The sequence below is a fragment of the Halomonas binhaiensis genome, from assembly GCF_008329985.2.
GTDB lineage: Bacteria > Pseudomonadota > Gammaproteobacteria > Pseudomonadales > Halomonadaceae > Halomonas > Halomonas binhaiensis.
Genome location: NZ_CP038437.2, coordinates 1,967,954 through 1,993,383, shown reverse-complemented (window position 1 = coordinate 1,993,383; position 25,430 = coordinate 1,967,954). Strand labels below are relative to the sequence as shown.

Here is a 25,430-nt window from a genome sequence, read left to right as displayed (position 1 = left end):
TCGTCCCTGACGCGTCGACTCGACCTGCCTTGCCGACAATGATCGATTGCCGTGCGCATAAACACAAATGCCCGGCATGTCTGCCGGGCATGATGACTGAACGAGACTAATATCAACTAAATGCGAAGAAGGCTCCGCAGGCCGCGATCAAGCCCCCGATGACACGCAGGACGCGTTGCTCGCGCTGCATCAGCCAGGCCCCTGAATGCCGTGCCAACATAGTGATGACCAGAGTGGAAACCGTGAAGCCCGCAATATAAGCAAGCAAGGAACTGCCCATCGGCATTTCGCTGCCATGTGCATAGCCATGGAACATCATGAAGGCGATGACCAGAATGGCACCCGCGCTTGCGGGCACTCGTGCAAACGTGGCAAGCAGGATACCCACCAACAACACCGACAAGGCAATCACCTGCTCGACACCAGGCACTGCCACACCGAAAAGCGAAAGCCCAGCGCCAGCCACCATACCAAGCACCATCAATAAAGGAGTGGCGCCTCTTAAGCGCGGCGTCTGCTTCAGGCTCCACAACCCGATGGCGGCCATGGCCAGAAGATGATCCAGCCCCAGCCAGGGATGGCCAAGCCCAGCAACGAACCCAACGTGCCCAACTTCATGTCCGGGATGGGCCAGCGCAGCACCAGAAGCCAGCACCAAGGGAAGAGCCCCCAACCAGGTCCAGCGACGCTTGGTCGATGCCGCGACAGTTTTAGGTTCCATGCAATGTCTCCTTGCTCAATGATCAAAAATTTATCGGGTTCCACGTGATGCCGTCAGAGCAATTCCACTTCAGGCATCACTCTTCTCGACCTTTGCGCTGTCCGGCCGTGCCAGCCGTGCAGGCAACATGCCTTGCTCGATGATGAAATCGACGATGGTGTCCAGACCAACACCGTCATAGAGATTGGTGAAGACAAAGGGACGCTCGCCGCGCATCTTGCGTGAATCCCGTTCCATTACCTCCAGGGATGCGTGCACCTGCTCGGCAATGTCGATCTTGTTGATGATCAGAAGATCGGACTTGGTGATGCCGGGGCCGCCCTTGCGCGGAATCTTGTCCCCAGCAGAAACGTCGATCACATAAAGAGTCAGGTCAGACAGTTCCGGGCTGAAGGTGGCAGAGAGGTTGTCTCCCCCGGATTCCACCAGCACCAGCTCCAGCCCTGGGTGACGCGCCTGAAGGTCATCGATGGCAGCCAGGTTCATGGATGCGTCTTCACGTATGGCGGTATGCGGACAGCCACCAGTCTCGACGCCAAGGATACGATCAGGAGTCAGGGCCTGATGACGGGTGAGAAAGTCTGCATCTTCTCGGGTGTAGATATCGTTGGTCACCACGGCAATGTCGTAATGTTCACGCAATGCCAGGCACAGCTGCTTCAACAGCGCTGTCTTGCCGGAACCCACCGGGCCACCCACACCGACCCGAAGGCAGTGGCGCGCTGTTTGAGAGGTGGCAATTGAAGTCATGGTGTTCTCCTGTTGTTCATCATGAGGTACGTCATTGATTCACTGATCCGGCTAGTCCAGCGTGACCGCGGGTTCACCGCTGCAGCGATCAACTGCGAAACAACCTCGAATACTGGGTCTCATGCTGGGCACTGGCCAATGCCAGGCCCGGTAGTGCAGGGCCAAGCTGATCGTCTTCAAGGGCTTCGGCACGCGCCACCGCAGCAACCAGCGCAGGTCGCAATCGTTCGATCAGGCGCTGGGCAGCACTGTGGCCCAACGGCAATGCCTTGCAGGCCACTGCCAGCTGGTTTTCAAGCCAAGCCCATGCAAAACCGAGCATGGCATCATGAGTGCCAACTCCCCGGATGGCCGCCATGGCACTGAACAGAGTGACGTAGCCGGCATTGTCGGGAAGCATTTCGGCAGCCGGTGCCATATCCAGATTGGTCATCAGACGCAGGAGTGAAGCCCCCAACTGACGATCCTCCTCTGCCAGTTCATGGGTCTCGCGACAAGCGGCCAACCAGCCATCCCATTCGGCGATGACGGCACTATCCCCCTGCCTCCAGGCCGGCACCATGCGGGCAATCACTGCCAGTTCGGCATGAGTCAGGCCATCGTCCAGCACGCCTTCCAGCCATGCGCCCAGCTCGTCTTCGTTGCTCACCCAACCCAGTTCAAAGGCACTTTCCAGCCCCTGAGACCAGGCAAAGGCGCCAATAGGAAGCGCAGGGCTGACCAACTGCATCAGTCCCAATAGCGCCAGGTCGCTTGCCACCGGGACTGTGTCATTTTTCTCAGTGAGCATGGTCATGGGGATGCGAGTGATCATGGGCATGCGAATGCCCGTGGGAATGATCGTGGGAATGTCCGTGGGAATGTCCGTGGGAATGTCCCGCCATGGTGTAGGCACCTGGCTCGGGGTCAAAAGGCGCCTGATGATGCTTCAGTCTGGCGCCAAGGCGCTCGGCCAGATCTTCCAGCACATGATCCGGGGTGATGCGTACCCAGCTTCCCTGCTCATCTTCTCCGATGCCCAGGGTCACATGGCGATTGCCCAGGTGGTAACACAGGCGCGCCAAGGGCAATCCTGCCTCGACTCGTGCCGTTACTACAGGCTCTTCTGCAGCCAGTACCTGAACGCGGCTACCGTCGGCACCCAGCAGCCCATCTCCATGGCGCAGCACCGGGCCACGGTCGAGAAACAGGCCAGCCTCACGCCCGCTGTCCAGGGTCACCCGCAGGCGCCCCTTGATGCGATCGTCATAACGCAGGGTCAAGCTATCGTCGGCATCTGTCGCGGCGATGGGCCCCAGCCTTTCAGTCAATTGAAGCATGCTCATATAAGGTTCCTTGTGTATGGCCTTCCCCGATGGATGGAAGCGCGCCTAGAACAAGTGATAGCGCTGTGCCAATGGCAGCTCGGCAAGCGGCTCACAGCTGAGCAGTTCACCGTCGCATCTCACCTCATAGGTCTGGGGATCCACTTCAAGTTGTGGGCAAGCATCGTTGAGTTTCATATCGCTCTTGCGCACGGAACGCGTATTGCGACAGGCCACCAGGCGGCTATTGAGCCCCAGCTCATCGCCGACACCCGCATCCAGCGCAGCCTGGGAAACGAAGCTCACCCGGGTAGCGCTGGCGGCTCGCCCCAGGGAGCCGAACATCGGCCGGTAATGGACAGGCTGAGGCGTTGGAATCGAGGCATTGGCATCGCCCATGGGCGCCATGGCAATCATGCCGCCCTTGAGCACCAACGCGGGCTTCACACCAAAGAAAGCCGGATCCCACAACACCAGGTCCGCCAGCTTCCCGACCTCCACCGAACCCACTTCATGGGCAATACCATGAGTGATGGCCGGATTGATCGTGTACTTGGCCACGTAGCGCCTGGCACGCAGATTGTCGGCGCCCAGTTCAGCATCTTCAGCAAGCAGGCCGCGCTGGATCTTCATCTTGTGTGCGGTCTGCCAGGTGCGGCAGATCACTTCACCGATACGACCCATGGCCTGGGAGTCGGAGGAGATCATCGAGATCACGCCCAGGTCCTGGAGAATATCCTCGGCCGCGATGGTCTCGCGGCGAATGCGCGAGTCGGCGAAGGCCACGTCCTCAGGAATATTCGGGTCGAGGTGATGACATACCATCAGCATGTCGAGATGCTCATCCACGGTATTGACCGTGTAGGGCCGTGTCGGATTGGTCGAGGATGGCAACACGTAGGGTTTCGAACAGGCAGTAATGATGTCCGGCGCATGGCCGCCCCCTGCCCCCTCGGTATGGTAGGTATGGATGGCACGCTCCTTGAAAGCGGCCAGCGTATCCTCGACGAACCCGGCTTCATTGAGCGTATCGGTATGAATCGCAACCTGTACATCGTAACGCTCGGCCACGCTCAGGCAGTTATCAATGGCTGCTGGCGTGGTTCCCCAGTCTTCATGGAGTTTCATCCCCATGGCCCCCGCCTTGAGCTGGACTTCAAGGCCTTCGGGCTGGCTGGCATTGCCCTTGCCCAGGAAACCGATGTTCATGGGTATCTCATCGACAGCCCTGAGCATCTGGTGGATATGCCAGGCGCCTGGTGTACAAGTGGTAGCATTGGTGCCTGTCGCCGGCCCCGTTCCGCCACCCAGCATGGTGGTAATGCCACTGGCCAGGGCTTCATCGATGAGTTGAGGACAGATGAAATGCACATGGGCATCCAGGGCACCCGCGGTGAGGATCTTGCCTTCTCCCGCGATAATTTCCGTGCCTGGTCCAATGACGATGTCCACATCGCTCTGAGTGTCTGGATTACCGGCTTTGCCAATAGCGGCAATGCGGCCGGCTTGAAGCCCTACATCCGCTTTGACGATGCCCCACCAGTCGAGAATCAACGCATTGGTGATGACAGTATCCATGACAGCATCATCGGCACGCTGACTCTGTCCCATGCCATCGCGGATGACCTTGCCACCGCCGAACTTGACCTCGTCCCCATAATGGGTGGCATCCTGCTCCACTTCGATCCATAGCTCGGTATCGCCGAGACGTACCCGATCGCCAACCGTAGGACCATACATGTCCGCATAGGCCTGACGTGAAATCTTCATTGTTCAGCTCCCTGGTCAGGCGAACGGGAAAGCGGGTCCTGCACGGCACTGCCGGCGCTGTCTGCGGCAATCGAGACCTTGCCCATGACCTCTCCCCGGAAACCATAGATGTACTGACGCCCACTGAAAGGCACCAGGACCACTTCACGTGTCTGCCCAGGCTCGAAGCGCACAGCGCTTCCTGCTGGCACATCCAGACGGTGACCAAGCGCAGCCGCACGATCGAAGCTCAGCGCTGGATTGGTTTCGGCAAAATGGTAGTGGGAACCGACTTGAATCGGGCGGTCGCCGGTATTGGCGACATCAAGGGTTCGGCGTGGACGGCCCTTGCACAACTCAATGTCGTCGCTGTTCAATTGGTATTCACCCGGAATCATCGCGACTTCCTTCTTGTTGACACGGCAAGTTGTTGACGTGGAAGACGATTGAAATGACAGACGCTTGGAATATTCGACGGCTCAGGTGATCGGGTTATGGACGGTGACAAGCTTGGTACCATCAGGGAAAGTGGCTTCGACCTGCACTTCATCCACCATTTCCGCCACACCATCCATCACGTCCTCTCTACACAGGATGCGCCGACCAGCCCCCATCATCTCTGCCACCGAGCGCCCCTCCCGTGCACCCTCCATGATCTCGCAGCTGATCAGGGCTATCGCTTCCGGGTAGTTCAGCTTGAGCCCCTTGGCCCGGCGCCGTTCTGCCAACAACCCAGCCGTGAACAGCAACAGCTTGTCTTTGTCCCTTGGCGTCAGCTCCATGGCTGTCGTCTCCTTCAAGATGCAGTTAAATGAATGATCGTTCGTGGCAGGCTTCAGGTTCGCCAGATGCGTGGTGGGCACACTTCGCGACCGTTGAACAGCGGGCGCAGCGCTGCCCAGGCGGCCTCACACAGCCCCCAGGCCTGAGCGCGCGAGTCTCCCAGGTAGCGCAATAACAACACGCCATGACGCTGGGTCACCGCCCAGCCAGGAGAGGCCATCTTGTCCAGTTGCCGACGTATCTCCTCTACCGCAGCCAAGGGATCGGCCAGCCCCGCGGCCCACAGAGTGGCCTGAACCTGGTGTCCACCCTGGCCCCAACGACCATGGAAGCGGCGATGCAACGGATCCAGAGGCTGACGTTCCAGCCACAATGGGCGTCCATCCAGCGTCAGACGAAAGCGTTGCTCTAGATGACCACTGACAAATGGCATCTGGCTCGCAGGACGTCCCAGGGCCAGGACTTCCCAGCCCAGACAGCGGGCACTTTTCTCCAGCACCACTTCCGTTTCCTGAATGCCGCGAGAACCGTCAAAGGCAATGGTTTCCTGAGGCAGCCACTCAACAAAGGCCGCATCGGCGATATTGAGGCGCGTGTGCTGTTTCCAGGCCACGCCATGGCTGTCGGCGCGGTAGAGCTTGTTCGCTGCAGGGGTGGTGAGCAACGCAGAGGCACCTGGCTCCACACGAACATCGACATGCAGCCTGTCGCCACTGACCAGTCCACCCGGTGGGTGCAGCAGGTAGACATGACAAGGGCCATGGTTACCTTCGGGATAAAAGGGGCGCTGCACACGCAGGGGCCCGTGATGATCCACATCTCTCAGGCGGGTCACACCGCCGTCTTCCTGGAAGCCGAGGCGCAAGCGGGCCTCCCAGCAACGCTGGTCATCGAAACGATGCCCCGATGACCAGGCACTACGCTGAGGTGGTTGCTGCGCAGTCATATGACTCCCCTAATGCACGACCCAAGGTATTTCATTTGCTCAATTACGGTGCAACTGCTGTACCAAATTGAACTGACAGGCTATGAAACCTTTTATTATCAAAACCTTAAGAATCAAGAACTCAATACAACCCTGTATACAACATGTTGTTTTCTCACAAAAAAGGTGCATATCGAATCGACATGCACCTTTTTGAGGCAGAGCTGATTCAGACCGTCAGATACCGCTTGATGATGGCCTCATCGAGGGCATCGATATCACCGCTGGCCACACGGCGCCCGCGATCAAGAATGGTGAAGTAATCGGCATATTTTCGTGCAAAGGGCAATTTCTGCTCCACCAGCAGGACAGTCAGACCATCATCGGCTATCAACTGGCGGATCACCTCGCCAATCTGGGCGACGATATTGGGCTGAATGCCCTCTCCTGGTTCATCGAGAATCAGCAGGCGTGGCTCAAGCACCAGCGCCCGCCCAATGGCCAGTTGCTGTTGTTGCCCACCCGATAGATCACCGCCACGGCGTTGACGCATTTCCTTGAGTACAGGAAACAACTCATAGATACGTTCAGGAATTGTCTTGAGCCCACTGGCAGCGAGACCTGTTCGCAGGTTTTCTTCCACGCTGAGCAAGGGAAAGATTTGTCGTCCCTGAGGCACATAGCCGATTCCCAGGCGGGAACGGGCCTCCATTCGCTGCCTTCCGAGATCCATTTCTCCGGCATAGTGCATTTGCCCGCCACGTATCGGCACCTCACCCATGATTGCCTTCATCAGGGTGGTCTTGCCCACACCATTGCGTCCCAATACACAGGTGCAGGCACCTCGCGGCACGTCCAGATCAAGGTCCCACAGGGTATGACTTTCACCGTAATACTGGTCCAGCCCCTGAATACTCAGCATCAGGCCACCTCCTCTTCGCCACCCAAATAGACCTCGATGACTTTGGGGTCACTGGCCACCTTGTCCATGCTGCCTTCAGCCAGCACACTGCCCTGGTGAAGCACAGTCACCGTACGCGCGATGGAGCGTACGAACCCCATGTCATGTTCGACGACCACCACCGAGTGGCGGCCAGCGAGCCCCATCAGCAACTCAGCGGTGCGCTCCATTTCCTGCTCGGTCATGCCGGCCACAGGTTCATCGACCAGCAACAGACGCGGCCGCTGCATCAGTAGCATGCCGATCTCCAGCCACTGCTTCTGACCATGGGACAGAATGGCAGCCTCGCGCCGCGCCAAGGCAGTGAGCCCGGTGGTGTCGAGCACTTCATCGATACGATCGCGCGTTTCCCCCGTCAGCCTCGCCGTCAACGTCGGCCACAGGCGCTTGTCCGTGGCCATGGCCAGCTCAAGGTTCTCGAATACACTGAGGGCTTCGAATACCGTAGGTTTCTGGAACTTGCGCCCGATGCCCAGGCGAGCTATCTGTGGTTCGTCCATGTTGAGCAGGTCATGGCGGCTGCCGAACCAGACACTTCCGCTATCGGGCCGAGTCTTGCCGGTGATGATGTCCATCATGGTGGTCTTGCCAGCTCCATTAGGCCCGATGATGCAACGCAACTCGCCATCATCGATAGTCAGATTGAGAGCGTTGATTGCCTTGAAACCATCGAAGCTGACCGACACATCCTCGAGATACAGGATCGGCCCATGGCGCACATCGACGGGAGAATCCTCTGGAATCAGAAAATCAAAGACATGCTCTCGGTCGGCAAGGTGGGATAGAAAATTCATGCGCCGACCTCCCTGGTCAATGCAGTCTCATCCTGCATCTCTTCATCACCTCGCTGACGCTGCCTGAGCAGCCCCGCAATCCCCCTGGGAAGCAATACCGTCACCAGAATGAAGAGCGCCCCCAGGGCAAACAGCCAGGCTTCCGGCATCACCCCGGTGAAGACACTCTTGGCATAATTCACCACCAGGGCTCCGATCACTGCACCGTACAGCGTGGCACGCCCTCCCAGGGCTACCCAGATCACGACTTCAATAGAGAACAACGGGGAGAATTCGCTGGGATTGATGATGCCTACCTGGGGCACGTACAGCGCCCCCGCCACCCCTGCCAACATGGCCGATATCACGAACACAAACAGTTGATAGCGCTCGACCCGGTAGCCAAGGAAGCGCGTACGGGCTTCAGCGTCTCTCACCGCCACGCATACCCGGCCCAACTTGCTGGCAACGATTGCCCGGCACAGGACGTAGCCCAATCCCAAGGCAAGGCCAGAGGCGATGAACAGTCCTATACGAGTGGAGTCGGCGGCAATATTGAACCCCAACAGCTCCTTGAAGTCCGTCAGGCCATTATTGCCGCCGAAGCCCATTTCATTGCGGAAGAAGGCCAGCATCAGTGCGAAGGTCAACGCTTGGGTGATGATCGATAGATAAACCCCCGTGACCCGTGAGCGAAAAGCCAGGAAACCGAAGACAAGGGCCAGTACACCGGGCACCAGCATCGCCATCAAGAAGGCGAAGCCCGCCATGTCGAAGCCTTGCCAGTACCATGGCAATGTGTCCCAATCGAGGAACACCATGAAGTCCGGTAGAACAGGGTCTCCATAGACGCCTCGATCACCGATCTGGCGCATCAGGTACATGCCCATGGCATAGCCACCCAGGGCAAAGAAAGCCCCATGGCCAAGACTCAGGATGCCGAGATAGCCCCACACCAGATCCACCGCCACCGCCAGCAAGGCGTAGCAAAGATACTTGCCCAGCAAGGTAACGGTATAAGTCGAGACATGCAGTGGATGATCTGCCGGGATCAGAAGATTTGCCGCCACCACGAGCGCCATGGCAGCGACCAGCACCGCCATGAAGACAAGCGTCGAGCGTTCACTGAAAGGTCTTGTCAGCCACATGCATCAGCCCTCTGCGGCACGGCCCTTCTGCGGAAACATTCCGCGCGGGCGTTTCTGAATGAACAGGATGATCAGCACCAGTACCAGAATCTTGGCCAGCACAGCGCCTGCCCACGGCTCCAGCACCTGATTGATGACCCCAAGCGACAGCCCCGCCACCAGCGTGCCCCACAGATTACCCACACCTCCGAACACCACCACCATGAAGGAATCGATGATGTAGTTCTGGCCCAGGTTGGGTCCCACATTGGTCAGTTGCGACAGCGCCACACCCGCCAGGCCGGCAACGCCGGAGCCCAAGGCAAACGTCAGGATATCGACTCGAGTCGCACGAATTCCCATGGCTCGAGCCATGGCACGATTCTGTGTCACTGCTCTCACTTCCAGGCCCAGGCGAGTACGCCGCATCACCAGCATCAAGGCCGCAAATACCACCAGCGCAAAGCCCAGCACATATAGGCGGTTCAACGTCAACGACAGCGCGTCATTGATCATCACCGAACCACTCATCCACTCTGGCGTCACCACGCTGCGATTGAGTGGAGAGACCAACGTACGCACCAGTTGCTGAAGAATCAGACTGACACCGAAGGTAGCCAGCAGTGTCTCGAGAGGACGTCCCTTGAGGAACTGAATGACACCACGCTCGATAGCGACGCCAACCAGGGCAGCCACCAGAAAGCCGGCAGGAATCGACAGCAGCAAGGCAACCCCAGGCTGATGCGGCAACAGCTGCTGCATGGCCCAGGTGGTGTAGGCTCCCAGCATGATCAACTCGCCATGGGCCATGTTGATTACCCCCATGACACCAAAGGTAATCGCCAGGCCAATGGCGGCCAGTACCAGCACCGATCCCAGAGACAGGCCAAAATACAGTGTTTCAGCAGCACGATTCAGCGTCAGCAACTGTTCGATATCCGCCAAGGCCTGAGAAGCCCGTTCAGCAAGATAGCCATCCTCGCTGCGGGACGCCTGTACCAGCGCCGCACGCACCTTGGGATTCAAACTGCCGGAAAGCGTTGAGATGGCCGAGGCATTGCCCTGCCCCAGGGCATAGATGGCCAAGGCCTGATTCAAGGCTGCTGCAACATCTGCATCCTCTTCCTCTTGTGCAAGCCGGGCAATGTCCTCGCGGCTATCCTGGCTAACCTCGCCCAACAGATCACGGGCTGCCTTCAGGCGTAGCTCGGCATCCTCGGCATTCAAGTCGAGAAGCGTCTGCATGCCATCGAGATGGCTGCGCAGTGCATTGTTGATCCTGATGCGGGAAAGATCACGGCGCGACATCTCGCCGATGGGTTTCAGTGTCAAGGCGTCGGCAATCGGCCACTCACGCCCTCTACTTTCCAGAACAATGACAAACTGCCCACTGTCCTTGACCTGTTGCAGCCGTCCATCGGCAAAGGCTTCAAGCCATTGTTGGGCGCGTTCATCGCCGCTGGACGCAATGCTGTCGATAGCCGCTTCCTTGTCGCGAAAACTGGCCTCTGCCAGATTCTCGAGCAGCATAGCGCCAGGATCATCACTGGCTGGAGCGGCGCTGACGCCCTGGCCGAGCAGCAGCATGCAGATCATGGCCAGCCCAATGCACAGCCTGCGACCGCAAGACAATCGTCTCATCGAGAGTTTCCTTCAACGTGAGGCGGGGTGTCTCAACACCGGTGACACCCCCGCCCATGGCATGTGGTAGGCGAACTTCACTCGGCCGTTGCGACTTCAGCACCACCACAGGAGCCCTTGACCACGTTGTAGTTACCGCACTCCAGAGGCTTCCTCCAGTCACTGATCAGGTCCTTGGAACCTTCCAGATAATCGGACCAGGCATCACCTGCCACGGAGGATGGTGTCTGCCAGACAACGGAAAACTGGCCATCATCCTGAATCTCACCAATCAGAACAGGCTTGGTGATATGGTGGTTGGGCATCATGGTGGCGTAGCCGCCACTCAGATTGGGTACGCTGACACCGATAATCGCTTCCTTGATCGCATCCGGCTCTGTGGTGCCAGCCTTGCGCACTGCTTCGGCCCACATGTTGAAGCCGATGTAATGGGCTTCCATGGGATCGTTGGTCACCGCGTTGTCGTCACCAGTGAACTCATACCAGGCATCGATGAAGTCATAGTTGGCATCGTCATCCACGCTCATGAAGTAGTTCCAGGCCGCGAGGTGTCCGACCAGTGGCGCGGTGTCGATACCCGACAGCTCCTGCTCGCCCACTGAAAAAGCCACGACGGGAATATCCGCCGCGTCGACACCCTGGTTACCCAGTTCCCGGTAGAACGGTACATTGGCATCGCCATTGATGGTCGAGACCACCGCCGTCTTCTTGCCTGTGCTACCGAACTGCTTGATCTCGGCAACGATGTTCTGCCAGTCGGAGTGACCAAAAGGTGTGTAGTTGACCATGATGTCGTCTTCAGCGACGCCATGGGACTTGAGATAGGCCTGCAGAATCTTGTTGGTAGTACGCGGATAGACATAGTCAGTGCCAGCCAATACCCAGCGTTCCACGCCCAGTTCATTCATCAGGTAGTCCACCGCAGGAATTGCCTGCTGGTTCGGCGCTGCCCCCGTGTAGAAGACATTCTCGGAAGATTCTTCGCCTTCATACTGGACGGGATAGAACAGCAAGCCATTGAGCTCTTCTACGACCGGCAATACCGACTTGCGTGACACTGACGTCCAGTTGCCAAAAATGACATCCACTTTTTCCTGAGCCAGCAATTCCCTGGCCTTCTCCGCAAACAGCGGCCAGTTGGAGGCCGGATCGACAACGACAGGCTCAAGCTCTCGTCCCAGCAATCCTCCCGCTTCGTTCTGCTGTTCGATGAGCATCAGCATGGTGTCTTTCAGCGTCGACTCGCTGATGGCCATGGTGCCTGAAAGCGAATGCAGGATACCGACCTTGATCGGCCCATCATCCTGCGCCAGGGCAAATCCGCTGCTACCCAGAGTCAGGGCAGTGACGCTGAGAGCATGAACGAGAGACAGAGGAATGCGTGACATGGTGTTCTCCAGCATTGTTGTTGTGTGCGAGGCTTGTTGTTCTATAAATGTTCTATACATGCTCTAGGCATGTTCTATGCCTTCTACACACTGCAAGAGTCCTGCCAACTTCTTGCTAACTGTCATGCCAATCGTCTTCCTGCTGTCCTGACACCTGCCTTTATACCTATCTTTCCAACGGTTCTTCCTGCAACTCCTTGCTGCACCAATCGTGCTCTCTCCTGAGAACTTGTGAGCATGCAGCGCTTCATTACCGTGCATGAACAAAATGCCTGGCACCGCGCCGGTGCAGCCCATGCGAAAGACACAAAAAAAGGGCACCGTCGAGGTGCCCAAAAGGTGTCGGACGAGGGCATCAAGCCCTGCATCAGTCACACGGGAATCAATCGCCCGTCACTTCTGTCTTCAATGCCATGCGCCGGCGCAGGATCGGCCCGACGATATACGGCAGGATCAGACCGGCAATGGCGAAAGCCCACAGCCCAATGGACAGGCCGCTGCTCCACAGCACCATCCAGTCACCATCGGAAATGTCCATGGCGTGGCGCAGGTTCTTCTCCATTTCCGGACCCAGCAGCAGGCCGAGGATGACCGGCACCAGCGGGATTTCCAGCTTGCGCAGCAAGTAGCCCGCGACACCGAAGGCGACCATGAAGTACAGATCGAAGGTGGTGTTGCTGATCGAATAGATACCGACGAAGGCCACCATGGTGACAATCGGCAGCAGGTACATCGGCGGCACCGACAGCAGTCTGACGAAGATGCCCACCAGCGGAATGTTCAGCAGCAACAGCAGGAAGTTACCGATCAGCAGCGCCGCAATCACGCCCCACACGATATCCGCATGCTGGGTGAACATCAGCGGGCCCGGGGTGATGTTGAGCGAGATCAACAACGCCAGCAGCACCGCTGTGGTGCCACTGCCCGGCACGCCGAGGGTCAGCATGGGCACCAGCGCCCCACTGGAAGCCCCATTGTTGCCGGCTTCCGGCGCCGCCACGCCACGCGGATCGCCTTCACCGAAGTGGCCCTTCTTGCCGACGATCTTCTTCTCCAGGGTGTAGCTGATGAAGCTGCCCAGCGAGGCCCCGGCTCCCGGCAACACGCCAGCAATGAAACCCAGCACGCCGCCGCGCAGACTGGACGGCAAGATGCCGCGAATGTCCGACCAGCTCAGCTTGAGCTTGCTCACCGCGATGGTCTTCCTGCCCTTGCCGACCCGGTCCTCGATGAAGAACAGCAGCTCGGAAATGGCGAATAGACCGACGATGGCGATGATGAAGTCGATCCCTTCATACAACTCCAGCACATTGAAGGTGTAACGCTGCACCCCGGTGCTGTCGATGCCCATGGTCGAGATCATCAGACCTAGACAGGCCGCGACCACCGTCTTCATCGGGTTCTTGCCGGTAATGCCGCCCAGGGTGGCAAAGGCCAGCATGAACAGGGCAAAGTATTCCGCCGGACCAAAGGTCAGGGCGAAGTCCGCCAGGATCGGTGCCAGCAGGATCAGGCCGATGGTAGCGATCAGGCTGCCGATGAAGGAGGCGATGGCGGAGATGGCCAGGGCCTCGGCGGCCTTGCCCTTCTGGGCCATGGGATAGCCATCCAGGCAGGTCATCATCGCTGGCTCGTCGCCGGGAATGTTGAGCAGAATGGACGAGATGCGCCCGCCATACATGGCCCCGGCATACACCGAGGTAAGCATGATCAACGCTGTTTCCGGACGCAGGCCCAGGGAGAACGCCAGCGGAATCAGGATCGCTACACCATTGGCCGGCCCCAGGCCGGGCAAGGCACCGATCAGCGTGCCGAGGAAAGCCCCCAGCAGCGCGAACATCAGGTTATCGGGGGATAACGCGACCCCGAAACCATCGATCAGATAGCCGAAGATTTCCATCAACCCACCTCCAGGAAGGACAGCAGACCCAGCGGCAGTGACAGGTCCAGCGCAAAGTTGAACAGGAAGAACACCACCACGCCGGCCAGCGCTCCGGTGATGAAGGCATTGAGCGGACGTGCGCCCATGCGCCAGCACAGCGTGCCCACGGCCAGGGTGGTGCTGATGATGAAGCCCAGCGGCTGCAGCAACGCGGCGTACAGCACCAGTACCAGCAGTGCGATGATCAACTCGACACCGGTACGGCTCCACGGCCAGGCATTATCCGGATCGGGGCGCACTACCATATACAGGCTCGACAGGCCCAGTACTACAGCCAACAGATAAGGGAACGTCTTGGGGCCTACCACTTCAGTGCCCCCGAACGGCTCCGGAAACTGGGTAGCGCCCCAGCCGTACGCGACGGCCAGGACGATCATCAGGACCCCGAAGATACGGTCGTTGATGGTATTCATTGCTGGATCAGTCCGATATCGGTAGACAGTTGCTTGATCTCGGCGATCTGTTCCTTGACGTAGGTGTCGAACTCATCACCGCTCATGTGGAAAGGCATCAGGCCATTGGCAGACATCAGATCCTGCCATTGCTGGCTGTCGTACAGACTATCCAGAGATTCCGTCCAATAAGCCTTGGCCTCGTCCGAAATATCCGCCGGCATGTAGAAACCACGCCAGTTCGGACCAACGGCATCAATACCTTGCTCCTTGGCCGTAGGGATATCGGCAAACTCACCCGGCAGGCGCTCGTCAGACAGTACTGCCAGCACCTTGAGGTCACCGGATTCCATGAAGCCCTGCGCCTCAGTGATATCGCCGGTGAAGGCATCGACATGATGGCCGATCACCTGCGTCATGGCCTCGCCGCCGTTGTTGTAGGACAGGTACGGGATACGCGGCAGGTTCTCGACACCGGCAGCCTGAGCGGCAATCAGCACCTTGAGGTGATCCCAGCCGCCCTTGGCACTCCCCCCTGCGAACTTGACGGCCCGCGGGTCTTCCTTCAAGGCGTCCATCAGGTCATTGAGGGTCTGGTAATCACTGTCGGCCGACACTGCGATGACGCCATAATCTGCCCCCAGAGCACCGATCCAATTCACCATTTCGGCATCCATGCCCGGAAACTGTCCCTGAGCCAGGCGTGTGGTAGTCGCGGTAGAGGCCGCCACCAACAACTGCTCATCACCAGCGCGCTTGCTGACAGTATGCGCGTATGCCACGCCACCACCCGCACCCGCCATGTTCACGGTCTGCACACTGCGCGGAACCAGGTCCAGCTCCTCCAGCACCGTGCCAACGCTACGGCAAGTGAAGTCCCAGCCGCCACCCGGGTCGGAGGGAGCAATACACTCAACCTTGCCTTTCGGCTCAAATGCCAGAACGGTGGTGCTTGCAAGGGCTGCCGAGCCAGCCAGTGCGGCAATCGCAATGACCTTGAATGAGTACTTGGAGCGTGCCATGGAGATATCCCCTTTTATAGTTGGCGTCGTATCACGGTCAGAACTCATATGACGTGACATCTTCAGGTTTAAACGGAGCAAAATAAGTTAAGGCTTGCTGGAACCTGACACTTTCCTTACAATTCTGTAAGGCAGAACATCGTTCCTTAGAGTGGAAAGCTAATGGCGACCCTGGGTCGGGTCAACGCGTTAATGCACAATTCCGACCAAAGTTGAATGCTAGTAGCACCTGTCGGCAACACCTGTCGAGCAGCACCTGTACAGAAGGCTACGATGTGTGCCGAAGCAGCTCGCACGAACAGTCCGGACCAAACGCCTCATGCAACCCGAATGGCGTTACTTGGTTCATGAGAGCCGTCTGCTTTCAGCGAGCCCTAGGCTTTACCTTAGTCTTTGGGTCTTGATTCAGCCTTTGGATTTTGATTTAGCCCTTTGACCAAGCAGCCCATGCTTGGATGACTTGCACCACAGAGATAAACGGCTATGGCACAGGATCGCGTAGAGGCCGTCGAACGCGCCCTCACCGTGCTTGATGTTTTCGACTCGGCACAGGAAAGTTTTAGTCTGGCAGAATTGGCCCAGGCCACGGGGTATTACAAAAGTACCCTGTTGCGTCTGCTGGCCTCCCTGGAACGCTTCCATTACACCGAACGTGGCGAAGACGGTCGCTGGATGCTGGGTAGCGCACCGGTGCGCTTGGCACAGCGCCACCCTCCCAGTCGCGACCTGGCGGTCCGGGTACAGCCAGTGCTGACCGCCCTGGCCCGGCAATGCGGCGAAACCGCCAGCCTGTTGGAGGTCGTCGGAGATACCGTCTCGTGCAAACTGGCTGCCCTTCCCGACACCAGCCTGCGGCACGACCTTGTCACGGGCAGCCACTGGCCACTCAATGACGATGCCTCTCCCGCCCAGCAATTGAATGGAGGCTTGATGATCTGCCGCCCCTTGGCATTGGCCAGTCATTCAGCGCACCATTCGCGGCTGTGGCTGGCCTTGTCGGGCCCTTCGGGACGTCTTGATGCCGAACAGCTCGCAGAGCACCTGGAGATAATGGCGGCAAGGCTGGAAGGAGAGGCGCCATGAACCTTCTGCTGGTGGAAGACGATGCGCTACTCGCATCCACTTTGCGCGACGCACTCATAGATAGTGGGCATCAGGTGCAGTACCTGGGTGATGGCGATGCGGCCTATGCCACCCTGCAGAATGGCCACCACTTCCAACTGATACTTCTGGATCTCAACCTGCCTGGCCGCACAGGGCTAGAGGTGCTGGAAGTCCTGCGTCAGCATGATCGCGATACCCCCGTCCTGATCTTGACTGCCCGGGCGGCCATCGAAGACCGAGTCAAAGGACTGGACCTGGGGGCTGACGATTATCTGGCCAAACCGTTCTCTCTAGAGGAACTGGAGGCACGTATTCGAGCCCTGCTGCGTCGCAGCGGCTCCACGACCCAGCTCAACATTGGCAGCCTGGGGTTCGATAGCCTGGCCCAACGCTTCACGCTGAATGCAGAGCCCCTCGCCCTTCCTCCCCGGGAACAGCGCCTGCTCGCTTACTTGATGCGCCATGCTGGCCAGCCGGTAGACAAGGCCACACTCGTGGAGCAGGCCTTTGGCGATGATGATGCCGTTGGTGACAATGCCATCGAGGTGTATATCCACCGCCTGCGCAAGCGCCTTGCCGGGCATGACATCAGCCTGCGAACCGTAAGAGGACTGGGCTATGTACTTGAAACTTCGTGAACATTTGAAACCTAATGAACACTTGAAAGCTCATGTTCGGCTCCGACTCTCTTAACCGGCGCTTGCTCACCTGGCTGCTGCTACCCATGGCGGTGGTGGGTGCCTTAGTGCTGTGGCAAGCCTGGCTGGATGCTCATCGCACGGCGGACCGAGCCTTCGATCGACTGCTGGAAGCCTCCACCCTGGCTATCGCCGAACAGACGCAATGGCAGGAAAATCGTTTATGGCTTGATCTGCCTCCTGCGGCTCTGGAAATGCTCGCCACCCAACATGATGAGCGAGTATTTTATTCTCTGGTGGACGCTCAGGGGAAAGTCGTCACCGGAAATGCAGATCTTCCCGGCATTGCACGCACGACAGGCACAGGAGATGCTCCCCTGGCCTTTCGCAACATCGAATGGAACGGCATGCCCCTGCGCCTGGGGGTACGCAAGGCGCGCCTGGAGAACTGGAGTGTACGCGAAGCCTACGAGGTTCGTGTCGCCCACACTCGCGAGGGACGCGACGCCTTGACCTGGAAGCTGTTTCGCCAGAGCCTGGCCTACCTGCTGGCACTCGCCGCCCTGTCCATCGTTGCGCTGCTGGTAGCCATTCGCCTGGCACTTGCCCCTCTGACCCGACTGCGCCGCCACATTCGAGCCAGAGACCCGCGCACCCTCACTCCGCTGGAACTCAGCCTACCGCGAGAACTGGCCGAACTGCGTGACACACTCAACGAACTGCTGGCCCGCATGCGCCGAGTGAAGGCTAATCAGGAGCGCTTCATCGGTGATGCCTCTCATCAGCTACGAACGCCCATGGCCGGGCTGTCTGCTCGGGCCGAACTGGCCCTGCGCCAGAATAATCCCGAAGCCTGGCGGGAGGCCTTGCTCGCCATGCAGGACACTAGTCAGAAGGCCTCGCGACTTGCGGTGCAACTCTTGTCCCTGACTCGCCTGGGCAACCCGGAGTACCAACCCGAACTGGTATCTACCGATCTCACCGACGTGGCCAGGGAGGCCGTCAAGGAACACTGGCCAAGTTGCCAGCGTCAGGGTGTGGACCTGGGGCTCGAGGCACCGGACACCCCGGTAATGGTGGATGCGCAGGATTGGCAATTGGCCGAGGTCCTGGCCAACCTGATCGATAATGCATGCCGGTATGGTGCGCAGCAGGTCACCGTAGGGGTAAATGCCAGCCCACCGACGCTGTGGGTGAAAGACGATGGCCCCGGTATACCGGCTGAACAACGTTTATTGATGTTGAGGCCTTTCCATCGAGGGAGTGTATTGTCTGAGGGCTCTTGTCCCAAAACCGCTGAGGGCCCCTCCCTCCCCTCTGTTGATGGTTCGGGGCTCGGGCTGGCCATTGTCGATGGCATTGCCAGAAGCCTCGGTGCGCAGCTTGTCCTGGAAGATGCCAGCGATGCTCAGCCTCCGGGGTTGTCGGTGGAGCTGCACTTCTCTCCGTCCACTGGCACAAGGAGGACATCATGAGGCTGCGTTCGTTGTTCCTTATGGCTACTATCATCACTGCTCTGGCTTGGCCATTCACAGCCAGTGCTTTCGAGCAATTGCACCTGCCGGCAGAACGCGAGCCAGTTGCTCCTCTGGTGATTCACGCCGCTCTGGACCTGCCCTATGTCAGACCTTTGCTGGAAGACTTCCACCAGCGCAATCCCCAATACGATATCACCTATCGCAACTTCGCCACGCTGGAGTTGGATGAGCGCTTTCTTGCGGCCCCCGACGAAGCGGACCTGATGATCTCTTCTGCCATGCCCTGGCAGTATCGCCTGGCCAACGATGGCTATGCCCAGGCGGTGGATACGCCTGTCACTCGGCGCTGGCCGGCAGAAGCCAAATGGCGCCAGGAACTGTTTGCCTTCACCTTTGAGCCCGTGATCATGGTCGTCAACCGCGCCATCATCAAGCGCTATGGGCCCGTTGATAGCCATGCCGATCTGCTTGATCTTCTGCGCCATCATGGAGATGAACTACGCGGGAAGGTCGTTACCTACGACCCTGTTGCCAGCGGGGCGGGTTACACCTATGCCATTGAAGAGTCTCGCCTCTCCCCTCAATACTGGGATCTGATCGCAGCACTCGGGCATGCCGACGCGGCGCTGGTCAACACAACGGGAGCCATGATGGAAGGCCTCAAGGATGGCCGCTATCTGATCGGCTACAACTTGCTTGGCAGTTATGTTCGCCAGGACATCGACGCCGATCCCGACCTGGAATGGCGAATACCCAACGACTATGCCCTGGTGATTCAGCGCTTGGCATTTGTGCCTCGTCAGGCACCTCACTCCATCAACGCCAAACACTTCCTCGACTACCTGCTGAGCGTCAATGGTCAGGACATATTGGCCAAGGAAGGGCATCTCGGCGCTCTGCATCCTGAGCTTGATGGACCTGGTACCGCCAATGCACTGTACCGCCTGAGACCAGAGGGGCTCAGGCCAACTCCGCTTGGCCCCGGGCTTCTGACCACCTTGGACGATCTCAAGCGCCGCGCATTACTGAGCCGATGGCAACGCGAATTCAGTGGGCCGCAGACGCTATTCCCATAAAGCCTTCACCATAAGGCCTTCCATGCATCCAAAAACAATCCCCCAAGGCCGTAAAGCCCTGGGGGATTGATATAACCACGACAGACATTTCGAGAAGTGCATTTCCACATGCCCATCCCCTGGCTTCTGCCAAGTGATGTGCGGGTGGTACGCCTCCTTCATCGTACCGGTGGGTCTGACTACTGTAGTCCCTGCTCTTCGACGAGCGATTTCAGGGCAGATATGTCAGGCGCACCGGCGCGGTACCACGATAGAGCATTCCCAGTTCATCTGCCGCACTCTTCGACAGATCGATCACTCGGCCTTTCACGAACGGGCCACGATCATTGATCGTCACTTCCACCGACTGCCCGGTATCTGCTCGGGTGACCAACACTTTGGTCCCGAATGGCAGAGAGCGATGTGCAGCGGTGAGTTGCCGCTGGTCGAATGGCTGACCACTGGCAGTGCGTCGCCCCTGGAACCTGTCTGCGTAGTAAGAAGCTGTTCCCTGCTGAATTACGTCCTGGTCGTCGGCCCCGTGCGCCATCGCGGCGGAAGGGAAAACGCTAGCGGCAAGTGCCGCGGTCATGATCATAGCGCTTAGCGTCGGGCGTACCGATCGCATCAACCTGATGACATTTCTCATCCTTAGCCTCATGAAGCCCCAATGGGGATACATCCGAGGAAGAACTACTGACTCCTCTCGCTTTCAGCCTAGAAAGCTGTCCATCTTTAAAAGATTTCAACCTAGAAGCTGACAGCAGAGTGCTGTTGCCAATAGACCACGCAGGCAACAGCCACCTAGCTCTCATGTGCAAATGTACGGGCCAGCAAACCAGCCTCGAACACAGCCAGTATAGTCAGTTCTTCCAAAGGTGCCGGGATCAGGAGCGCTCGGACGGCGAAGGATGCTTGCCGTGCACCCACCCACGGCTTCCAGCTTGCTCATGATCAAACCAGGCCAACTTTTTATGCAGCGAAACAACACTGCCAACGATGATTAATGTGGGCGGTCGAATATTATCCTGTCCCTGGAGCTCGGGCAAATTAGATAAAGTGGAAACATGCACGTGCTGACGCCGAGTGGTGCCTTGCTCGATCAATGCCACAGGAGTGCTGCCAGCCAGCCCATGGCGACGCAGTTCTTCACTGATGATGGCCAGGCTGCCCAGCCCCATATAAAAAACCAATGTCTGGCCAGGACTTGCCAGCGTCGGCCAATCCAGATCGCAGTTGCCTTCCTTGAGGTGGCCGGTAATGAAGCGCACCGACTGGGCATGCTCCCGGTGCGTCAGAGGAATACCAGCATAGGCACCGCAGCCAACAGCCGCCGTGATACCTGGAACCACTTCCACGGGAATTCCCGCTGCCACCAGCGCTTCCAGCTCTTCCCCACCACGACCGAAGACAAAAGGATCCCCGCCCTTCAGGCGCACCACTCGCTTGCCCTGCCTGGCCCACTCTACCAGGGCCTGATTGATACCATCCTGCGGCACACTGTGATGCGAGCGCTCCTTGCCCACATAGAGACAGCGAGCCGTATCCGACACCAACGCCAGAATCTCTTCACTGACCAGGCGGTCATGCAGCACCACTTCCGCTTGAGCCAAGCGCCTCCAGGCTTTCAGCGTCAGCAGTTCGGGGTCTCCAGGGCCAGCCCCGACCAGACAGACATGCCCCTGAGGAAAAGAACTGGCAGGCGGCATCGGCACTTGAGAGGAAGCCTGGGATGTGATCATGAAACAACTCCGGAAACGCGGGCATGAGGCATGGCATGAGACTACCAATTATGCCACATAGGAATTAAACCTTAGAATCCTTATTCCTCATTTAACCTCCCCATCGAATAGTGACCTCTCCAGAGACGGGATCTCGCCAACAAAAATGCCGTGCCCGAAGGCACGGCATTTAACGGTCAGCAGAAGCTTTATTCATGCATGGCCGGGCATCTCACAACCAGGCAATTCACTTCAGACTGACATCAAGCCTTGGAGCCAGCCAGCCGCCACAAACGCGGACTTGCCAGTTCACCGATAACGGTAATGACGATCAGGATCAGCGCCAGCCAATACCAGTGCAGGCTAAAATCAAGACTGATCCAACCCAGGGCATCGACAAAGATCACCAGGATCCCCAGCGGGCTGACATAGCGAACCATGAACAGCCACAGGCCATGGACAAAAGGTGACAACGCAAGCTCATCACGCATGACCTGGCTCTTCAGCACGAAACCAGCCAGCAGCACCATGCCCAGGCCACCCAATGGCATCATGAAACGGGATGTCAGGAAGTCCAGCCAATCGAAGAAGTTCTTGCCTGCCACGGTCCAGTCCGCACCCAGGTTGAACGACAGCATGGCCAGCGTGCTGATGATCCACAACACGATACCCGTTCCCCAGGCAGCCGCCCGACGGCTGACTCCCTTGTTGTCCGTCAACCAGGACACCGTGGCCTCGACCATGGAAATGGACGATGTCAGCGCCGCCATGGCCAGCATGATGAAGAACAGGATGCCGAACAGCGTCCCAAAGGGCATGGCCTGGAAGGCCAAGGGCAGGCTCATGAAGATCAGGCCGGGACCGCTACCCGGCTCCATGCCATTGGCAAAGATCACCGGGAAGATGGCCAGCCCCGCCATCAACGCGACCGCCGTATCTGCCGCCGCCACAGCCAAGGTGGTACGACCGATGGATGCATTGCGTGGCAGATAGCTGCCGTAGGTCAGAATTGCGCCTGACGCCAACGACAGAGTAAAGAAAGCATGTCCCATTGCGGCCAGGGTGCCTTCACTGGACAGGTCCGAGGCATTGAACGCAAACAGGAAGTGCAGCGCATCGCCAAAACCGCCGGAAAACATGCCATAGACAATCATGATCAACAGCATGACCACCATGCCAGGCATCATCCAGCTGACACTTCTTTCGATACCTGCCTGCACGCCCTTGCCGACGATGACCATGGTGGCCACCGTGACCAATGTGCTCCATGCCCCAAGATTGAAGGGATTGGCATTGTTGGCCCCGAAGATGGCGGCCATGTCATCGACACTGGTACCTGCCAAGCCCCCGGAAAGCATCTTCCACAGATAGGAAAACGCCCAACCTGCGACCACGACGTAGAAGCACAGGATCATGAAGCCACAGGCCATGGCCATCCAGCCTAAAAGCGACCAGGCTGAACTACGGCCAGATTCCGTAGTGACACGACGAATGGCATCAATGGGACTTCCGCGACCGCGACGCCCCAGCGCTATTTCAGCCATCATCACCGGCATGCCGATGCACAGGATACAGGCGAGATAAACCAGTACGAAGGCCCCTCCTCCGTACTCACCAGTCATGTAGGGAAATTTCCAGATATTGCCAAGCCCTACCGCAGAACCGGTAGCAGCCAGCACGAATCCCCAACGGCCAAGCCATTGGGTACGGGGTTGTTCATTGGTCGTCATGAATCACCAGACATCGCTCTGCTTGTTATGACCCGCCTATCGGCATGGTTGGGAACAAGGGATACCGTCCCCGACCACTATTGTGACGGAATTTGTTGTCATTGTGCAGGCCAGTGACAAATTGTTCTGATTCGAGCGGCACTGGCCTGGGCACTGGCGTATCACGCTAGCGCAGGGTCGCTATCAGTCATCCGCCTTGATCACGCCACGACGGATCTGATCTTCCTCGATGGATTCGAACAATGCCTGGAAATTACCTTCTCCAAAGCCATCATTGCCCTTGCGCTGGATAATCTCGAAGAAGATCGGGCCAATCACCGTGTCAGTGAATATCTGCAGCAATACCCCTTGGCCCTTGCCCCCATCGATCAGCAAGCTGAGCTCACGCAGCGCCTCGACATCCTCGTCATGGTCAGGCACTCGCACATCAATCTTTTCGTAATAGGTATCTGGCGTGGACATGAAGGCAATGCCATTGGCGCGCAACTTGCGTACCGTGGCGTAGATGTCATCGGTCGCCATGGCCAGGTGCTGGATGCCTTCACCCTTGTATTCGCGGATGAATTCAGCAATCTGGGAGTTGTCGTCCGCAGACTCGTTGATCGGGATATGCATCTTGCCACAGGGTGCCGTCATGGCCCGGGAATGCAGGCCAGTCTTCTTGCCTTCGATATCGAAATAGCGGTTCTCACGGAAGTTGGCAATCTGGGTATAGAAATCCGCCCATGGATCCATCTGGCCACGCTCGACATTGTGCGTCAGGTGATCCAGCACCTCGAGGCCGACACTATTATCCTGTGCACTGGTGCCGGGAACCGGATCAAAATCGATGTCATAGATGGTGCGGCCCTGGTCATCGACCTTGTTGTCGACGAAGTACAGTAGTGAACCACCAATGCCGCGCACCGCAGGAATGCCGACTTCTCCTGCCCCAACCGGGTTGTCGACGCGGACGGCACCATTGGCCAGGGCGTATTCCAGCGCCTGGTTGGCATCAGCGACCTTCCAGGCCATGGCGCAGGCACTGGGGCCATGGATCTTGGCAAATTCAGCAGCATGACTGTCAGGCTCGGCATTGAGCACGTAGTTCACGTTTTCCTGCTGAAACAGGCTGACATTCTTGCTCTTGTGACGGCGAGTCTCGGTAAAACCCAGTTTCACGAACAGTTCGCGCAGGGCCTCGATACCAGCAGCATCAGGCGCCGTGAACTCAACAAACTCGAAACCGTCGGTACCGATAGGATTGGCCGTGTTGATGGGAGCGACTGCGGTCATGGGGATGCCTCCAGGGATTATCAGAATTGTCGTTGTCAGAAAGGAAGTCTCTCCTCGGATGCCCCCAGATTAGAGCGGCTCGGCCAGTACCGGAATCGCTCCAACGTCCTACTCAGCCTTGTTCAGCCACTGTTTTTCTGCCCCAGGCGTATCGTTTTTCTGACACCCTCGATAACCCCAGTTGTTCTGCCCTCCAGGCGTAAAATAATCCTTACATCGCGTAAGAAATACGTTACAGCTCGACCATTACAGCGCGGCTTGTGGCGGAGTGAGAGAAAGCAGTTGCCATGCCACCACCAGCATGATGACAACGATGCTGCCATCAATGACCTGCCACACTCGCGGGCTTTTCAGCCGCGGTGCCAGATAGCCGGTAACGCCGACCAATGTAAAGAACCAGGTAAAGGAGGCAAATGTTGCTCCTGCATAGAACGCAACGGGATGTGACTGCACCGCGCCAATGGCTCCCAACATGACGACCGTATCCAGATATACCTGTGGATTGAGCAAGGTCACCGCCAAGGTAGCCAGCATGACCTGGCGCCGCCCCATGACGCTCGACTGTGCCTCCAGCCCTTTGGGGCGTAACACTCTCTGCAGTGCTCCCCAGGCCAGCCACAGCAGAAAAGCGGCACCACCGAAACGCGCCACGCTCATGGCCGTTTCACTCTGGGCGATCAGCGTGCCCAGCCCCAGCACACCCAGGCCAATCAGCACGGCATCACAGGCGGCACAGATCAACGCCACCCGCCACGGATGCTGGCGACGCAACCCCTTGTCCAGTACAAAGGCATTCTGTGCCCCGATGGCGACGATCAGTCCTGCCCCGGTACCCAGTCCATGCAATAGTGACCACCACATCCTTGCGCCTCCTCTACGGTTTTTCTATGTGCCCGGGCCAGAACATCATCATCTGTGTCTGGCGGTTGTTTACGCACACTACCGATGAGG

25 protein-coding genes are annotated in these 25,430 nt (G+C 58.2%); 4 read left to right on the top strand and 21 right to left on the bottom strand.

Going from position 1 to position 25,430, the window contains the following annotated elements; all coding sequences use genetic code 11:
- Positions 1 to 112: 112 nt before the first annotated feature.
- From E4T21_RS08670 to E4T21_RS08595, 16 genes are all read right to left on the bottom strand, one after another.
- The gene (locus E4T21_RS08670; protein ID WP_149284614.1) at positions 113 to 721 is read right to left on the bottom strand and encodes a HupE/UreJ family protein; all 609 of its coding nucleotides are present in this window, start codon (positions 719 to 721) and stop codon (positions 113 to 115) included.
- A gap of 69 nt (positions 722 to 790) precedes the next feature.
- Positions 791 to 1,471: an urease accessory protein UreG gene (gene ureG, locus E4T21_RS08665; protein ID WP_149284613.1), complete on the bottom strand. Its 681-nt coding sequence runs from the start codon at positions 1,469 to 1,471 to the stop codon at positions 791 to 793.
- Between the two features lie 88 nt (positions 1,472 to 1,559).
- Positions 1,560 to 2,291 carry an urease accessory protein UreF gene (locus E4T21_RS08660; protein ID WP_420827732.1) on the bottom strand — a complete coding sequence of 244 codons (732 nt, stop codon included), beginning with the start codon at positions 2,289 to 2,291 and terminating at the stop codon, positions 1,560 to 1,562.
- Complete coding sequence (gene ureE / locus E4T21_RS08655) at positions 2,251 to 2,790, bottom strand: urease accessory protein UreE (protein WP_149287116.1); 540 nt, start codon at positions 2,788 to 2,790, stop codon at positions 2,251 to 2,253. Before ureE ends, E4T21_RS08660 begins: the two co-directional genes overlap by 41 nt.
- Before the next feature lie 51 nt (positions 2,791 to 2,841).
- Positions 2,842 to 4,545, bottom strand: a complete 1,704-nt coding sequence (ureC, locus tag E4T21_RS08650; protein WP_149284612.1) for an urease subunit alpha — start codon at positions 4,543 to 4,545, stop codon at positions 2,842 to 2,844.
- Positions 4,542 to 4,922: an urease subunit beta gene (locus tag E4T21_RS08645; protein ID WP_149284611.1), complete on the bottom strand. Its 381-nt coding sequence runs from the start codon at positions 4,920 to 4,922 to the stop codon at positions 4,542 to 4,544. The genes ureC and E4T21_RS08645 overlap by 4 nt, the downstream gene beginning before the upstream one ends.
- An 81-nt stretch (positions 4,923 to 5,003) precedes the next feature.
- A complete protein-coding gene (gene ureA, locus E4T21_RS08640; protein ID WP_149284610.1) occupies positions 5,004 to 5,306 on the bottom strand; it encodes an urease subunit gamma in 303 nt (100 codons plus the stop codon).
- A gap of 53 nt (positions 5,307 to 5,359) precedes the next feature.
- A complete protein-coding gene (locus E4T21_RS08635) occupies positions 5,360 to 6,253 on the bottom strand; it encodes an urease accessory protein UreD (RefSeq protein ID WP_149284609.1) in 894 nt (297 codons plus the stop codon).
- A gap of 208 nt (positions 6,254 to 6,461) precedes the next feature.
- Positions 6,462 to 7,154 carry an urea ABC transporter ATP-binding subunit UrtE gene (gene urtE, locus E4T21_RS08630; RefSeq protein ID WP_149284608.1) on the bottom strand — a complete coding sequence of 231 codons (693 nt, stop codon included), beginning with the start codon at positions 7,152 to 7,154 and terminating at the stop codon, positions 6,462 to 6,464.
- On the bottom strand, positions 7,154 to 7,987 hold the full coding sequence (urtD, locus tag E4T21_RS08625) for an urea ABC transporter ATP-binding protein UrtD (RefSeq protein WP_149284607.1): 834 nt from the start codon (positions 7,985 to 7,987) through the stop codon (positions 7,154 to 7,156). The genes urtE and urtD overlap by 1 nt, the downstream gene beginning before the upstream one ends.
- Positions 7,984 to 9,114 (bottom strand): urea ABC transporter permease subunit UrtC, encoded by a 1,131-nt coding sequence (gene urtC, locus E4T21_RS08620; protein ID WP_149284606.1) that lies wholly within the window; start codon positions 9,112 to 9,114, stop codon positions 7,984 to 7,986. The genes urtD and urtC overlap by 4 nt, the downstream gene beginning before the upstream one ends.
- Positions 9,115 to 9,117: 3 nt before the next feature.
- The gene (gene urtB, locus E4T21_RS08615) at positions 9,118 to 10,734 is read right to left on the bottom strand and encodes an urea ABC transporter permease subunit UrtB (RefSeq protein ID WP_149284605.1); all 1,617 of its coding nucleotides are present in this window, start codon (positions 10,732 to 10,734) and stop codon (positions 9,118 to 9,120) included.
- A gap of 77 nt (positions 10,735 to 10,811) precedes the next feature.
- On the bottom strand, positions 10,812 to 12,122 hold the full coding sequence (gene urtA / locus E4T21_RS08610) for an urea ABC transporter substrate-binding protein (protein ID WP_187775136.1): 1,311 nt from the start codon (positions 12,120 to 12,122) through the stop codon (positions 10,812 to 10,814).
- 382 nt (positions 12,123 to 12,504) lie between these two features.
- The gene (locus E4T21_RS08605) at positions 12,505 to 14,022 is read right to left on the bottom strand and encodes a tripartite tricarboxylate transporter permease (RefSeq protein WP_149284603.1); all 1,518 of its coding nucleotides are present in this window, start codon (positions 14,020 to 14,022) and stop codon (positions 12,505 to 12,507) included.
- A complete protein-coding gene (locus E4T21_RS08600; RefSeq protein ID WP_149284602.1) occupies positions 14,022 to 14,477 on the bottom strand; it encodes a tripartite tricarboxylate transporter TctB family protein in 456 nt (151 codons plus the stop codon). The genes E4T21_RS08605 and E4T21_RS08600 overlap by 1 nt, the downstream gene beginning before the upstream one ends.
- Positions 14,474 to 15,478 carry a Bug family tripartite tricarboxylate transporter substrate binding protein gene (locus E4T21_RS08595; RefSeq protein ID WP_149284601.1) on the bottom strand — a complete coding sequence of 335 codons (1,005 nt, stop codon included), beginning with the start codon at positions 15,476 to 15,478 and terminating at the stop codon, positions 14,474 to 14,476. The genes E4T21_RS08600 and E4T21_RS08595 overlap by 4 nt, the downstream gene beginning before the upstream one ends.
- A gap of 483 nt (positions 15,479 to 15,961) precedes the next feature.
- Here E4T21_RS08595 and E4T21_RS08590 point away from each other — a divergent pair, with 483 nt between their 5' ends.
- Genes E4T21_RS08590 through E4T21_RS08575 form a run of 4 tightly spaced genes read left to right on the top strand, consistent with a single transcriptional unit; the run spans position 15,962 to position 19,774 of the window.
- Entirely contained in the window at positions 15,962 to 16,561 is a 600-nt protein-coding gene (locus E4T21_RS08590; protein WP_149284600.1) for a helix-turn-helix domain-containing protein, read from the top strand.
- Positions 16,558 to 17,220, top strand: coding sequence for a response regulator transcription factor (locus E4T21_RS08585; RefSeq protein ID WP_149284599.1), 663 nt, complete (start codon positions 16,558 to 16,560; stop codon positions 17,218 to 17,220). Before E4T21_RS08590 ends, E4T21_RS08585 begins: the two co-directional genes overlap by 4 nt.
- A gap of 32 nt (positions 17,221 to 17,252) precedes the next feature.
- On the top strand, positions 17,253 to 18,695 hold the full coding sequence (locus tag E4T21_RS08580) for a sensor histidine kinase (protein ID WP_149284598.1): 1,443 nt from the start codon (positions 17,253 to 17,255) through the stop codon (positions 18,693 to 18,695).
- Positions 18,692 to 19,774, top strand: coding sequence for an ABC transporter substrate-binding protein (locus E4T21_RS08575; protein WP_149284597.1), 1,083 nt, complete (start codon positions 18,692 to 18,694; stop codon positions 19,772 to 19,774). Before E4T21_RS08580 ends, E4T21_RS08575 begins: the two co-directional genes overlap by 4 nt.
- A 211-nt stretch (positions 19,775 to 19,985) precedes the next feature.
- On the opposite strand, the gene E4T21_RS08570 is transcribed toward E4T21_RS08575, so the two are convergent.
- From E4T21_RS08570 to E4T21_RS08550, 5 genes are all read right to left on the bottom strand, one after another.
- On the bottom strand, positions 19,986 to 20,402 hold the full coding sequence (locus tag E4T21_RS08570) for a septal ring lytic transglycosylase RlpA family protein (protein ID WP_420827731.1): 417 nt from the start codon (positions 20,400 to 20,402) through the stop codon (positions 19,986 to 19,988).
- Positions 20,403 to 20,640: 238 nt separating this feature from the next.
- Positions 20,641 to 21,495, bottom strand: coding sequence for a uroporphyrinogen-III C-methyltransferase (gene cobA / locus E4T21_RS08565; RefSeq protein ID WP_149284596.1), 855 nt, complete (start codon positions 21,493 to 21,495; stop codon positions 20,641 to 20,643).
- A gap of 242 nt (positions 21,496 to 21,737) precedes the next feature.
- Positions 21,738 to 23,204 carry a sodium-dependent transporter gene (locus E4T21_RS08560; protein ID WP_149284595.1) on the bottom strand — a complete coding sequence of 489 codons (1,467 nt, stop codon included), beginning with the start codon at positions 23,202 to 23,204 and terminating at the stop codon, positions 21,738 to 21,740.
- 183 nt (positions 23,205 to 23,387) lie between these two features.
- Positions 23,388 to 24,479, bottom strand: coding sequence for a 4-hydroxyphenylpyruvate dioxygenase (hppD, locus tag E4T21_RS08555; protein WP_149284594.1), 1,092 nt, complete (start codon positions 24,477 to 24,479; stop codon positions 23,388 to 23,390).
- A gap of 246 nt (positions 24,480 to 24,725) precedes the next feature.
- On the bottom strand, positions 24,726 to 25,340 hold the full coding sequence (locus E4T21_RS08550; RefSeq protein ID WP_149284593.1) for a LysE/ArgO family amino acid transporter: 615 nt from the start codon (positions 25,338 to 25,340) through the stop codon (positions 24,726 to 24,728).
- Between the last annotated feature and the right edge of the window lie 90 nt (positions 25,341 to 25,430).